Origin of the sequence: Companilactobacillus formosensis (assembly GCF_005405305.1) — a bacterium.
In the GTDB taxonomy this organism is placed as follows: Bacteria; Bacillota; Bacilli; order Lactobacillales; family Lactobacillaceae; genus Companilactobacillus; species Companilactobacillus formosensis.
Genome location: NZ_BJDU01000001.1, coordinates 60,791 through 73,525 on the forward strand (window position 1 = coordinate 60,791; position 12,735 = coordinate 73,525).

Sequence of the window (12,735 nt, forward strand, 5' to 3'; positions counted from 1 at the left end):
TATGGAAGCTTTTAGTAGAGTTCCATTTTCCAGAGAAGAAGATAAGTTGCTGATTCGATTAGGTGACTTGTCTAAAAAATCGGGACTTAATGGTCGGAATCGAGCTAGCTTTGACGATAAATCTCAGTTTTACGGTTTGTTTGAAAAAATGCCTCGGCGTTAAAGCTGGTTACTAAAAGCTAGCGTGTCATAATAAGGAACAAATATCTGAAATTATAAAAAATACCTATCCTAAATGGTACATAGTTAAATCTTCAACAGTTCTTTTCTTTTATCTACTAAATCTAAGACTTTCTTAAACGTTATTTATGCTCTTTTTTACAAGAATAGTATATATCTCGTTAAACTAGATGCATGGATATCCGAATAACATGCACAAGGAAGGTGTAATGATTATGATAAAAAAGAACTATCAAATAAGAAATTATTGTAACTATCATTGAATTTGGAATTCGATAATTTTCAATCATTCAAAATTAAAATGAAAGGGATTCATACCGTTGAAGAAGTATTATAAATTAACTAACAATAATTTAGCAAATGTTCGAGGTGGCTGGAATAAATCAGCTTTTGATGCCGGAAAAAGAGTTGGTCGCGTTGCCGTTTTTGCTGCAGGATTTACCCCATGGGGAAAAGTATTGAGATACTTAAAATAATTAATTTTAAATAAAGGATATTACGATAATGAAAAAAATTTACAAAAACAATAAATTTAATATGTTAACTGAAGAAGAACAATTAAACATAGTTGGAGGTGGACATTGTTATACAAAATCATGCTTGGCTGGTAGAGATAAGTCAATCTATAATGGAGTAAGCTTTACCATGGGATTTGGTTATGGAGTTTGTCAATCAGTTGGCATCTGCAACTAGATATGAGATTAAAATTCAATAAACTATTCTATAAAAATTTTAGTTTTTATATTTTTATTATGTTTCTAATTTTTAGCATTCATGCCTTTTATAAAAATAATTACTTGATTTTCGGAATTTTATTTTTAATAAGTATTGTTCAACTTATATATGCTATTTCTGATCGATGAAACTAATATAGTGATATTCGATTTAGTCGTCCAACTATTATTAATAAAGAAAACAGTGACATTCGCATCCTGATCAATCACCTTATTTGTTAAATATAACGGATGTTTTGAGTCAAGTTTATATGAAACTAGATACGGTGAAGAATCCTGAAGCATGGCTTAGTAGATTAGTGAATTATATTTACATGGAAGCTTTTAGTAGAGTTCCATTTTCCAGAGAAGAAGATAAGTTGCTGATTCGATTAGGTGACTTGTCTAAAAAATCGGGACTTAATGGTCGGAATCGAGCTAGCTTTGACGATAAATCTCAGTTTTATGGATTGTTTGAAAAGATGCCTCGACGCTAAATAATATCTTTAAAAAGAAGGACTAATTATGGATAAAAAAGAATTAATTTGGTCAAGAATGGACGAATTGATCATGTCCGATAACGTATCAGATTCGGAAAGAAAGATATTTGTGGAAGCTAAACAAAAGATTACTAAGGGTCAAGATAGTGAAGCTGTGGCTGGAAAACTTAAAACACAATTGTCGCTATTGTCATTAAAAAAGCAGTTATCACCTGATGTTGTACCGTTCTTTACTGAATTATCCAGAGTGTACTTAGGATATGGAAGACGTGATAACATTTCAATCATCTCTTAGTACAAAAAAGCAGAGCCACTAACATAATTTGTTAGCAGCCCTGCTTTTTGATTTTAATTTAATTCCATACCTTCACGACGTTGCTCGCGTTTTCGTAACCATGGCATAACGAAGCCTAGTCCGAATAAGACGATAACAGTAATGAAGTTTAGTAGAAGTTGATGATTGAAAGCACCAGTACCGAACTTAGCTTCTTGAGGGATGAATCCTAAAGTAGCACAGATGAAGGTAAAGGCTAGACACCAACCACCGACGATCAAAGCGCCAGTTTTATTTTTGATGAAAGTATAATCTGAATGGAACCTGTCTTGATGCATTCTCATAGCAACGAAGGCGAAGAAAACCCAACAAGTCTTATATGGTGAAATGATTCCGTTGATATTTAACAACCAGTTATAAATAGTGTTGATATTTGGCAAAGTACCTGTTAGCAACAATAGGAACAAACTCAAACCAGTTGTCATCGTGTAACTGTGAACAGGACGACCATTCTTATTTTTCTTAGTTAACCACTTAGGCATGAACTTGTCAGCAACATCACCGGCAAAGACACGACTAGAAGCATCGAGCAAGACAGCTAATTGAGCCATCATGAAGATTGCTTGAACGACCGCAAAGATGTACATCAATAATTTACCAACTCCCAAACTATTACCCAATAAGTGGAAGGCGTAGTAAGGACCGTTCATCTTGAAGTCATGTGGAATGTGGTTGGCGTTGAAGAACATTGCTAAGGCCAAAGTACCAAAGATAGTCAAGAATCCAGTCATGATAGCAAGTAGCCACATAGCTTTAGGAAATTCGTGTTTAGGATCACGCATTTGAACGACGTATGGTGCAGCTAGTTCAGCCCCAGACATGGCAAAAATCAGTAATCCGGTTGTCGAGAAGTATTTCAGACTAAAGTTAGGCTTGAAAGCTCCCCAGTTGAAAGGTTGTGTAGCGATATGATGACCGTGTAAAACAGCGTAGCCAGCTAATAGAACGAACAAAGCTGACATGATGAACATGGCACCTCCACCAATTAGTGAAAGGATTTCTAGTGAGTTTTTGATGATATTTTCTAATAAGATAAAGATCAAAATGATAATAAAAGTTAAGATTCCAAACCAGAAAGTCGACATTCTTTTATCTAAAGTATTGTTACCTAAGAACATCCAACTGAATGAAACGATAACCGAGTTAGAAACATCGACGATGTAGGGCACACTTTGAACCCAATACATCCAAGAAGTCCAATAACCTAGAGTGTCATTACTGGAATGACGAACCCATGAAGCTAAACCTCCGGCTTGATTGTCGAACGTTAAACTCATTTGACTAGAAATCAAAGCGTAAGGAATAACGTAGGCGAAGAGTAGGAAAATCCATGAGATGACCACAGATAGTCCTTGGTTTTGAAATGGATAAAAGATATTTTCAAAACTGATGATAGTAACGAAGTCGATCAAGGCAATGACCGGCCAACTTAAATAGTGCTTTTTATTTGGTTCTAAAGATTCCAATTTTATTTTCCCCCGAATTCGTGTAAAAGTCTTGTGTTAGTAGATTCCAACGATTTGGGGGCTTTAATGTAAGTAAAGAACTGTTGAATTTCACTTGTTAAAAACCCCAATGTGTAGATATAATCAATGCCGTAATAAATTATTCATAAATAATATTGCTAAAATGAAAAAAACATACCCAGAAAATTATAAGTATTTATATATCATTTGCAATACTTTTTTTGAAAAAACATTAAAATAATAGGAGGAAATTATGAATTTTCTGAAAATTGCCATCGGAAATGATGTGATAATCAGTGATTCGACTGATTTTGAGATAATTTCATTTACAGAAAACGTCACTGCTTCAGAATTAGTAGCAATCGTTTTGAATGAACACGATCAAAAGAATTTGTCAGTCGCCAAAAATCTACAAGAAACATCAGGTCTAGGCATTCCTATTATTACAACTGATGGGAAGACTGACGTTACAGTCAAGGCGCTACAACTAGCAAATGACTATCAAACTAAGATGGTACCGGGCTTTTTGAGTGACCTGATCAACTTTGCGGAAGACAAACCAATCAGTTTTACAACTCCGGGACACCATAACGGTCAATACTATGAAAAACATCCGGCTGGCGTGGTCTTCAACCGTTTCTTCGGTAAGAATTTAATGTTCGCCGATACGTCTGATACTGTCGCTGAATTAGGCGATACGATGACTCACGAAGGAACTCCATTGACGGCTGAACAAAAGGCTGCGCAAACGTATAACGCCGATAAAGTTTACTTTTGTACTAACGGAACGACTAGTTCTAATTCGATTTGTGCTAGTGCTTTGTTGTCTGAAGATGATTTAGTTTTATTTGACCGCAACAATCACAAGTCTCTTTACAACAGTGCTTTGGTGATGAGTGGGGCCAAACCAGTCTATGTGCCAACTGATCGTAATCCTTTGGGTTTGATTGGAGAAATGAATCCTGAAGCCTTAGACGAAGATAAATTACGTAAAGAAATCAGTAAAGTTGATCCTAAAAAAGCTCGAGCTAAACGTCCTTTTAGATTAGCAATCTTACAATTAGAAACTTACGATGGTGTTTTCTACGATGCACAATGGATAATTGATAAAATCGGCCATCTCTGCGATTACATTTTGTTCGACTGTGCGTGGGGTGGATTTGAACAATTCGTACCTATCATGAAACATCTCTCACCATTATCGTTGGAATACGGACCAGATGATCCGGGAATCTTAGTAACTCAATCGTTACACAAACAACAGGCAGGACTTGCGCAAACTTCACAGATTTTGAAAAAAGATGCTCATCTGAAAGGTCAAGCTCGTTATGTCGACCATAAACATTTCAACAACGCTTATTTGAAATTCGTCACATCTAGTTATTCCTATCCAATTTACGCTTCTTTGACAGTCAACGCCTATCTGACGGCCGGTCAAGGTAATAAGAACTGGTGGGATGAAACTTTACGTTTGGGTATTGAATGGCGCAAGCAGTTGTTACAAAAATCTAAATTATTCAAACCTTTAGTTCCTGACAACTTCTTGCAGATCAGTACCGATGATTTAGCTACTCACAGTGAGTATTGGAATTTGAAAAGTAGCGATAATTGGCATGGTTTTAAAGAAATCGCTGACGGACAAGCAATGATCGACCCACTGAAAATTACCGTTATAACGCCGGGCGTCGATATCAAAAATGCTCAATATCAAGATTCAGGGATTCCTGGTCCAGTAGTAGCGGAATTTTTGATGGAGAAACGAATTATTCGTGCCAAAGATGACTTAAATTCATTATTATTCCTATTAACTCCTGGCGATTCAAGGGAAGAATTAGATATACTATTAGAGGCCTTTTTGGAATTTGAACGTTTGTATTTGGCCGATGCTCCACTAACAGAAGTTTTGCCAAGATTAGCGCAACAATATCCAAAACGTTATCAAGGTTATACTTTGAAGCAATTGTGCCAAGAGATGCATGACTACTATCGTCAGAACAAGACTTTTACTCTTCAAAAAGAATTGTTTGCCAAAAAGGACATGCAAAATTACGAGATGACACCGGCTCAGGCAGACAGATTGTTCATGAAAAATCAGAGTGAATTAGTTGATTTGCAGGATATCAAAGGTCGAATTGCGGTTGAAGGAGCATTGCCATATCCTCCTGGGGTCTTCATTGTGGCGCCCGGTGAAAAATGGCAAGATGTCGATTTGAAGTATTTTGAAGATCTCGTTGGAGCTATTGAACGTTTTCCTGGTTTTGTGCCAGAAATTCAAGGTGTATATTGGGATAAGAATGCGGACGGAACAATTTCTGTGCAAGCGGAAGTTTTGAAAAAATAATTATTGAGGGAGTTTATTATGTCATTATCATGGACAGATGATTTACCAGAAGATTTAAAGAACAAAGTTGCTAAAGTAGAAAAGTTGATTCAACCACGTTTAGAGGAAATCGACCAACAAGTTTTATACAATCAACAACGAGTTTTGAATTTATTTAGAAAGCACCGTGTTGGGGAGGAGGATTTAGTACCATCAACTGGTTACGGTTACGATGATATCGGCCGTGACAAGATTGAAGCAATTTACGCTGACTATTTCAAAGTTGACGATGCCTTAGTTCGTCCTCAATTTGCTTCAGGAACACATGCCATTTCAACAGCTTTGTTCAGTATGTTGCGTCCTGGCAATACGCTTTATTATTTAACAGGAACTCCTTACGATACGATCCAAGAAGTTATCGGTTTAGCTGGAAACAAGCGTGGCAATATGAAGGAATACGGGATTGATTTCAAAGCTACTGAATTGCTAGATGATGGTTCAGTTGACTATGATCAAGCCAAAAAAGACTTACAAAATGAATCTATCAAAGTAGTTGCCATCCAACGTTCTCGTGGTTATGCCGTTCGAGATAGTTTCACAGTTGAAAAAATCGCCAAAATGATCAAATTCGTTAAATCAATTCGTCCTGACGTCAACGTCTTCATCGATAATTGTTACGGTGAATTTTCAGAAAAAGAAGAACCAACTTTTTACGGTGCTGATATCATGGCTGGTTCACTTTACAAGAATGCCGGAGCTGGTTTAGTTAAGAGTGGTGCTTACATCGTTGGTCGTGAAGACTTAGTTGACGGTGCCGGTTCACGTTTGACAGTTCCTGGTGCGGGTAAAGGTGAAGGTGCTACTTGGGGTTACTTGCGTGACTTCTATCAAGGATTCTTCATGGCCGCTCATACGACTGGTGAAGCTTTGAAAGGTATGATCTTCACTTCAGCTTTGTGCGAAGAAATGGGCATGAACGTTTCACCTAAGTGGGATGCGCCAAGAACAGATATCGTTCAAACAGTTTCCTTCGGTGATCCAGATCCAATGGTCAAGTTCTGTGCTGCCATTCAACACTACTCACCAATGAATTCTTTCGTTGATCCAATTCCTAGTCACCAAGATGGCTACGAAGATGATGTCGTTATGGCTTCAGGTAGTTTCGTTGAAGGTTCAACTATCGAGTTATCATCTGATGGACCAATCAGACCACCATATTCACTTTATATTCAAGGCGGTTTGTCATATGCACACGTTCAAATCGCAATTACACAAGCAGTTAGAGAAACATTTTATAAGTAGATAAAATAAATGTATTGGTTAAATATGCCGTCGTCCACAAAATCCCTGTGATTGGCTGGAACATAGCCGACGCAACTTGGAGCCTTTGCTAAGCCCAAATTCGGGCAAAGTCTTCAAGCTTGGTCTTATTCTAAGCAACAAGTTGCTAAGAATAATTTGGCTATTGAGCCATCACAGGAATTTTGTTCCCGACTAGATATCAGTTCTTATTCATAAATATCTTAAAAAATAAAGCCCCGATAGAATTCAGTAATTGAGTTCCATCGGGGTTTTGTCGTTTTGATTAGAGTTAATTGTAGTAATTCTATAAAACACTATCTAGTCGGTAGTGAGAGCTCTGGAAAATGCTCAGCCGCCAGATTATCCTTAGCGATTTATCGCTTAGGATAAGACCAATCTTGGAGACAGTTCCCGGTCTTGGAATTGGCTTCGAGTTGTGCCGGCAGCGTTCCAGCGTTTTCCAGAGCCGAACGGACGACGGCAGTTATTTCTTAATAATTTTTTCGATAGTTGTAACTTCATCATCAGTGAAATCTAGCTTGTTGATGGTATCTAAATTATCGTCTAAGTGTTTTACGCTAGTAGTTCCGATAATTACACTCGATACGACAGGATCTCTTAGAAGCCATGCTAGTGACATTTGACTCAAGGTTTGATTACGGTTTTGGGCAATGTCATTTAATTCATTTAGTTTAGCAACTAAGGCATCTTTACCATTGGCTAATAGGGCTTTATTGGTTGGATGAATCTTGAAATCATCAGTCAATCCATCTAAGTAGCGGTCAGATAGTAGTCCTTCACATAGTGGTCCGTAGGCAATAGCACCAACGCCACCGTCTTTTAGAACATCTCTTAAACCACTGGCATCAACGTGGTTATTCAATAAATTCATACTCATTTGGTTCAAAACAACTGGTGTGCCGAGTTCCTTGAATAGTTTGAGTGCTTCTTTCATTTGGGGAACTTCAAAATTTGAAACTCCAACGTACAATGCTTTACCAGATTTGACGATATCATCAAGAGCACGAACGGTTTCGTAGATTGGTGTTTGGTCGTCATAACGGTGAGCGTAAAGTATATCGACGTAATCTAGGTTAAGACGTTCTAGAGAAGAGTCGATTCCTTGAAGGAGAGCTTTTCTAGAAGTACCGGTACCAAAAGGTCCATCGTGAATTTCATAACCAATTTTGGTAGAAATAACTAATTCGTCACGATATGGTTTTAAATCAGTATTCAAGACTTGTCCGAGCAATCTTTCTGAACTACCGAAGTCACCGTCACCGTAGTGGTTAGCTACATCGAAGTGGAAGACGCCACGGTCAAAAGCGTGTAGTAAAACTTTCTTGCGGTCGGCTATTGGATCGGCACTGCCATAATGGCGCCACAATCCTAGAGAAATTGGTGGTAAAACTAGACCAGAGTTTCCAGCATGCCGCACTGGTCCTTGATAACGATTATCTGAAGCTGTATACATCTAATCATCCTTTCAACTACTAAGTTAACTAAATGATAAATCACTGCAAACGGTTACGCAATTAACTAGCCAGTAATTAAGTCACGTCTACGATAACCAAGATAACCAACAACGATTAAAATAACGGCGATGAGTAGCTGCCACCAAAAAGTCGACACGTCAAAATTGTGAACGGGAACTTTATCGATGAAACCAAAAGGTGTGATCTTTTCAGTCCAATCAGGTAGTTTTAATAGCTTGCCGAAGTATTTTACAAAGAATCCGACGATTAAATATCCATAATTTAAACTGACTAATTTAGGTATCCAGCCTAGTAAACAAGTTGAAATACCAAGCATGATTAAAGTTGGAGACGAGTAGCCGATGAAACAATTCCAGAAGAGTTCAAATTTCAAAGGTTGGTCCATAACGGCGTTACCACCAAGGTATAATCCCAAAATACCGGCGAATAGAACCGCGACACTAGTAATAAATGCGACCAAAGTTACAGAAGAAAATAGTCTGAGACGACTAGTAGGTTTTGAGTGGATGATCTCCAAATAGCCTTTATTTTCACCAGTTTTTAAATAATTGATGAGAGAAATACCAGGAATCAAGGCTAAAACAGCAAAGACGACAATCAAAACACTAATAAACTGTTTGATTAAAAGCAAATTAGCAGTATCAATGGCTTTGGTATCTAATAATTGACTAAACATCGGATTAGTTTTGAGAATATCGCCGATAGTGTTAAAAATTGAACCATAAGTCATACCTAAAATCATAATTCCGAAGAACCAAACTAAAATGCTGATTCGATTGAGGCGCCACAATAATGAAATTGGTCCATGTAAGAAGACACTGGCATTTTTTCGTCCCGGTCTAGTAGCAATCAAGCCACAACCGATGTCACGATGTCCATTGAGATAAAAGGCTAGGATTATCAAAAGTACGGAAACTAAGAGCATGAAGAGGACTGGCAACCAGTTGTTATCTTGATAAGTTGAGAACTTTTCGACCCAACCTAAAGGAACAAACCAAGTGTATTTGGGATGCGTGACGTCAGTGATCATTCTAGCGATGTACATTACCGCAAAAATTAAATAAGCGAGTATCGTTGCAGAACGTGAATTGTCACTCAACTGAGCTATCACAGCGGCCACAGTAGCGAACATGAAGCCAGCTGCACCCAATCCGATACCTAGCAAGAAATTACCGTTAGTATCAGTTCCAGATAAACCAGCGAATTGTAGTCCGATAGCGTAAATCAAACCAATGCCAAAATTTAAAACGAAGCTTTCAATCAGGACCGCTGCTAAATGCGACATCCGACCGACTGCGTGTGATTGAATCAATTCTAAAACGCCGGATTCTTCTTCGCCACGGGTATTTTTGATTACGAAATAGTAGTTCATAATTACCGCAAAGATAGCCATGAAGACGGTCATTTCAGCCGCAAAGACGTCAGCACTAGTGTAAGGACCTTGGGGTATTTTTCCAAAGAGTGAGACCATTGCTGGAGTTTTGAGAGTTTTAACGATTTGGTCGATGCCAGCTTTTGTACCGTAGAGACTAGTGAATTTACCAGCAACGCCAACAAATAGAGCAATCAAGACTAAAGCCCAGAGTGATAGTTTGAGCCAGTCACGTTTGAAATTAAATTTGGTTAAGAAAAGAGTTTTTTGGAATCTTTTAGTTTGCATGTTGATCCACCTCGTTGGAATCATAATAACGAAGGAATAAATCTTCTAGGGTTGGTGGTGTAGCTTGGATAGAGAGGATTTGCTTCTTAGATAAGTAATCCATCACGGCATCCAAATGGTCCGAATCGACGGCTAGAGTTTGGCTGCCGTTATTTTCCGTAACGACGTTATGGACACCAATCAAAGTTGGTAATTCGGGGGTAGGTTCGGCGGTTTGAACTTTGATAACAGTTCTAGTCAGATGTCTCATTTGTTCCAAAGTACCAGTCTCGACGATTTCACCGTTACGGATAATGCCGATTCGGTCGCACATTTTTTCTACTTCGGATAAGATGTGACTTGACAATAAAACGGCTTTGCCAGCTTGTTTGAGCTTGAGCACTTCTTGTTGGAAAACTTCTTCATTCAAAGGATCTAATCCAGAAGTAGGTTCATCGAAAATATACAACTGAGCTTCTGTCGACAAGGCCGCAATCAAGGCGACTTTTTGACGGTTACCTTTGGAATAAGTACGAGCTTTCTTAGTAGGGTCGAGTTGAAATCTTTTGATTAACTCATCAGTTTTTTGAGTGTGGCGATTATGACTGAGTTTTAAAAACAAGTCGATGATTTCACCACCGGTCAGATTAGGCCACAAGTAAACATCACCGGGGACATAGGCTAGATGTTGATGAATTTTGACGGCGTCCTTGAAAACATCACGTCCAAAGATGGTTGCTTTACCGCCAGATGCTCGTAAGATTCCGAGAAGAGTCCGAATCGTGGTCGATTTCCCAGCACCATTAGGTCCGATAAATCCAAAGACTTCCCCGGGGTAAATATCAAAAGTGATATTTTTTAAAGCTTGGAATTTACCGAATCTCTTTTGAAGATGATCGACATGTAAAGTTGGTTTTGGTTGATTAAACATAATAATTTACCTCTAAAAATGAAATATAATTCTTGAATAGTTCACTATTTACCGAGTATATTAAAGCTGGGTATTATGCTTGTCAATCGCGAAATAATGGGCTTTTGAACTATTTTGTGAGTCGATTTTAGAAAGATTGATAGATTAAGCCAAAAACTGAAATATTTAATAAAAAATTTTTCGAGGAATTTATTATGACCAATAATTTAAAACGTAAAAAAGATAAAAGACAGACAATTTTAGATGCAGCAACTAAAGTGTTTTTGGAAAAAGGCTATAAAAAAACCTCCATAGCAAATATTGCTAAAGAGGCAAAGGCTTCTCAAGTGACTTTGTATAAGTATTTTCCTAGTAAAGTGGCTTTAGGACGAGCCGTTATTATTAAATTAATTATTGATGGTTATTCTGAATACGACAAATTACTAGATAATGACGCACAATCATTTGTCGAAAAAATGAAAGTAATGATGAGTAATAGTTCGAGCTTGGCTGATGGTATTAATGATGATTTCGTAGTATTTTTACAAAAAGAATTCAGTGGTCAAAATGGTGATACTAGTGTAGTGAAAGTCTACAATCAGTACAAACGTAATTTTTGGTTTAAGTTGCTAGATCAAGGTCGTCAAGAAGGGGTTATAAGTGATGAAGTAACCAATGAAGGCGCAATGATTTTCTTAGATTTATTTATTAATTATTCAATGAACGCTAAAGAAAATGGTGTCGTTGCCTTAAAAAATCACGAGAAGGACATCATTCACTTATTCTTTTATGGAATTATGGGACGTTAATCCTGGTAATAATAGTTGGTAATCACGGAAATAGTCACTCTTGAGTTTGCCAAATTCATCGATTAAAGCGTGCAATTCTTCAGCTTGTTTGGAATCCATTTGGAAATCTTTTTGAACGGCATTTTTGAGTTGCATGTAAGTGGGCCGTTTTGTAAAAGTATGCAGTTGAGTGAAGAGTTTCATGGCATAGTTGTCGGCTACAAAGACAGGACGATGGAAGTAGTAGAGCAGTAACACGTCAGCCGTTTCGTTGCCGATGCCTTTGAGAGCTAATAATCTTTTGCGTAGAAGATTTGTTGGGAGTTTTTCCCATTCATCGAAATCATTCACGTAGGCTGTTAAGAGTGAACGTAAGTAGATAGCTTTGTTGTGGAAGAAACCACTAGGTTGGATCAGTTGTTCTAAGTCAGCAGCAGATAACTGCAAAATTTTATCAGCTTCAAAGTCGGTTGCTTTTTTGAGATTATTTAAAGATTTAGCGACGTTTTTTGAGTTAGTATTTTGGATCAAAATCATTCCCGAAAGCATTTCCTCGGTCTTTTCAGCTGGCCACCAATTTTGTGGTCCGAGTTTTTTAGTAAGTAATTTTAGTAGTTCGTAAATATCGATTTGTGTGTACAAAGTAATTTCCCCCAGAAATCAATTATCTAATATGTTGACAGAAAAAGGGTATATTTTCTCTTGGATACGTTTTCATAAGCTTTTGCGATTATTTCAGAAAAATAATTGTGATACGATAATATACGCTGATTAATTATGGGGGTGTAATTATTATGGGTATTATTTTTGTTATAGGTTCGATTACGTCTCTGATCCTTGAGAAATATGTTTTAGCAAATAATTCACACGTTTGGTTGGGAGCTGTCGAACCAGTAATTTCAATTATTTTTATAATTAGTTTAATGTTAACTGACTATATGAAATTTGATGTTTTAAATGTTATTTTGGCAGTCGTATACGTTTCACTAAGTTTTATTTTTTGGGGACAAGGAAACGATTTATACCATCAAAGAGTCGTTAATCGAATATATGAATAGGATTTATTCTATTAAAAAGGACTTTACTA

The 12,735-nt window shown here is 37.3% G+C and carries 13 protein-coding genes; 8 read left to right on the forward strand and 5 right to left on the reverse strand.

All coding sequences use genetic code 11. The features are described from left to right. Positions 1-500: 500 nt before the first annotated feature. From FFM65_RS12045 to FFM65_RS00320, 4 genes are all read left to right on the forward strand, one after another. Positions 501-656: a hypothetical protein gene (locus FFM65_RS12045; RefSeq protein ID WP_162897859.1), complete on the forward strand. Its 156-nt coding sequence runs from the start codon at positions 501-503 to the stop codon at positions 654-656. 28 nt (positions 657-684) lie between these two features. Then, positions 685-873 (forward strand): hypothetical protein, encoded by a 189-nt coding sequence (locus FFM65_RS00310; RefSeq protein ID WP_119317120.1) that lies wholly within the window; start codon positions 685-687, stop codon positions 871-873. Between the two features lie 256 nt (positions 874-1,129). After that, positions 1,130-1,390 carry a bacteriocin immunity protein gene (locus FFM65_RS00315; protein WP_255311459.1) on the forward strand — a complete coding sequence of 87 codons (261 nt, stop codon included), beginning with the start codon at positions 1,130-1,132 and terminating at the stop codon, positions 1,388-1,390. A 28-nt stretch (positions 1,391-1,418) separates the two neighbouring features. After that, positions 1,419-1,688: a bacteriocin immunity family protein gene (locus FFM65_RS00320; RefSeq protein ID WP_119317121.1), complete on the forward strand. Its 270-nt coding sequence runs from the start codon at positions 1,419-1,421 to the stop codon at positions 1,686-1,688. Between the two features lie 53 nt (positions 1,689-1,741). Here FFM65_RS00320 and FFM65_RS00325 read toward each other — a convergent pair whose 3' ends face one another. Then, entirely contained in the window at positions 1,742-3,193 is a 1,452-nt protein-coding gene (locus FFM65_RS00325) for an APC family permease (protein WP_245954199.1), read from the reverse strand. Between the two features lie 253 nt (positions 3,194-3,446). Between FFM65_RS00325 and FFM65_RS00330 the strand changes: the two genes are divergently transcribed. Together FFM65_RS00330 and FFM65_RS00335 are read left to right on the forward strand one after the other, a co-directional pair. Then, on the forward strand, positions 3,447-5,534 hold the full coding sequence (locus FFM65_RS00330; protein WP_119317123.1) for a putative ornithine decarboxylase: 2,088 nt from the start codon (positions 3,447-3,449) through the stop codon (positions 5,532-5,534). An 18-nt stretch (positions 5,535-5,552) separates the two neighbouring features. Further along, positions 5,553-6,815 carry a methionine gamma-lyase family protein gene (locus FFM65_RS00335; RefSeq protein ID WP_119317124.1) on the forward strand — a complete coding sequence of 421 codons (1,263 nt, stop codon included), beginning with the start codon at positions 5,553-5,555 and terminating at the stop codon, positions 6,813-6,815. Between the two features lie 484 nt (positions 6,816-7,299). Here the strand turns inward: FFM65_RS00335 and FFM65_RS00340 are convergent, their stop codons facing one another. From FFM65_RS00340 to FFM65_RS00350, 3 genes are all read right to left on the reverse strand, one after another. After that, positions 7,300-8,289 carry an aldo/keto reductase gene (locus FFM65_RS00340; RefSeq protein ID WP_119317125.1) on the reverse strand — a complete coding sequence of 330 codons (990 nt, stop codon included), beginning with the start codon at positions 8,287-8,289 and terminating at the stop codon, positions 7,300-7,302. A 65-nt stretch (positions 8,290-8,354) separates the two neighbouring features. Further along, positions 8,355-9,971 (reverse strand): ABC transporter permease, encoded by a 1,617-nt coding sequence (locus FFM65_RS00345; RefSeq protein WP_119317126.1) that lies wholly within the window; start codon positions 9,969-9,971, stop codon positions 8,355-8,357. Next, the gene (locus FFM65_RS00350) at positions 9,961-10,881 is read right to left on the reverse strand and encodes an ABC transporter ATP-binding protein (protein WP_119317127.1); all 921 of its coding nucleotides are present in this window, start codon (positions 10,879-10,881) and stop codon (positions 9,961-9,963) included. Before FFM65_RS00350 ends, FFM65_RS00345 begins: the two co-directional genes overlap by 11 nt. A 194-nt stretch (positions 10,882-11,075) precedes the next feature. On the opposite strand from FFM65_RS00350, the gene FFM65_RS00355 reads away from it, so the two are divergent. Then, the gene (locus tag FFM65_RS00355) at positions 11,076-11,669 is read left to right on the forward strand and encodes a TetR/AcrR family transcriptional regulator (protein WP_119317128.1); all 594 of its coding nucleotides are present in this window, start codon (positions 11,076-11,078) and stop codon (positions 11,667-11,669) included. Here FFM65_RS00355 and FFM65_RS00360 read toward each other — a convergent pair. Continuing rightward, positions 11,640-12,290 (reverse strand): endonuclease III domain-containing protein, encoded by a 651-nt coding sequence (locus tag FFM65_RS00360; protein WP_119317129.1) that lies wholly within the window; start codon positions 12,288-12,290, stop codon positions 11,640-11,642. The two genes, FFM65_RS00355 and FFM65_RS00360, sit on opposite strands and share 30 nt — an antisense overlap. A gap of 152 nt (positions 12,291-12,442) precedes the next feature. Between FFM65_RS00360 and FFM65_RS00365 the strand changes: the two genes are divergently transcribed. Continuing rightward, positions 12,443-12,706 (forward strand): hypothetical protein, encoded by a 264-nt coding sequence (locus FFM65_RS00365; RefSeq protein WP_119317130.1) that lies wholly within the window; start codon positions 12,443-12,445, stop codon positions 12,704-12,706. Positions 12,707-12,735 lie beyond the last annotated feature (29 nt).

What these genes read in the sequence shown, in the direction of transcription:
- FFM65_RS00310 (WP_119317120.1), top strand. Translation starts at nt 685, where the DNA reads ATGAAAAAAATTTACAAAAACAATAAATTTAATATGTTAACTGAAGAA.
- FFM65_RS00320 (WP_119317121.1), top strand. Translation starts at nt 1,419, where the DNA reads ATGGATAAAAAAGAATTAATTTGGTCAAGAATGGACGAATTGATCATG.
- FFM65_RS00330 (WP_119317123.1), top strand. Translation starts at nt 3,447, where the DNA reads ATGAATTTTCTGAAAATTGCCATCGGAAATGATGTGATAATCAGTGAT.
- FFM65_RS00335 (WP_119317124.1), top strand. Translation starts at nt 5,553, where the DNA reads ATGTCATTATCATGGACAGATGATTTACCAGAAGATTTAAAGAACAAA.
- FFM65_RS00340 (WP_119317125.1), bottom strand. Translation starts at nt 8,289, where the DNA reads ATGTATACAGCTTCAGATAATCGTTATCAAGGACCAGTGCGGCATGCT.
- FFM65_RS00345 (WP_119317126.1), bottom strand. Translation starts at nt 9,971, where the DNA reads ATGCAAACTAAAAGATTCCAAAAAACTCTTTTCTTAACCAAATTTAAT.
- FFM65_RS00350 (WP_119317127.1), bottom strand. Translation starts at nt 10,881, where the DNA reads ATGTTTAATCAACCAAAACCAACTTTACATGTCGATCATCTTCAAAAG.
- FFM65_RS00355 (WP_119317128.1), top strand. Translation starts at nt 11,076, where the DNA reads ATGACCAATAATTTAAAACGTAAAAAAGATAAAAGACAGACAATTTTA.
- FFM65_RS00365 (WP_119317130.1), top strand. Translation starts at nt 12,443, where the DNA reads ATGGGTATTATTTTTGTTATAGGTTCGATTACGTCTCTGATCCTTGAG.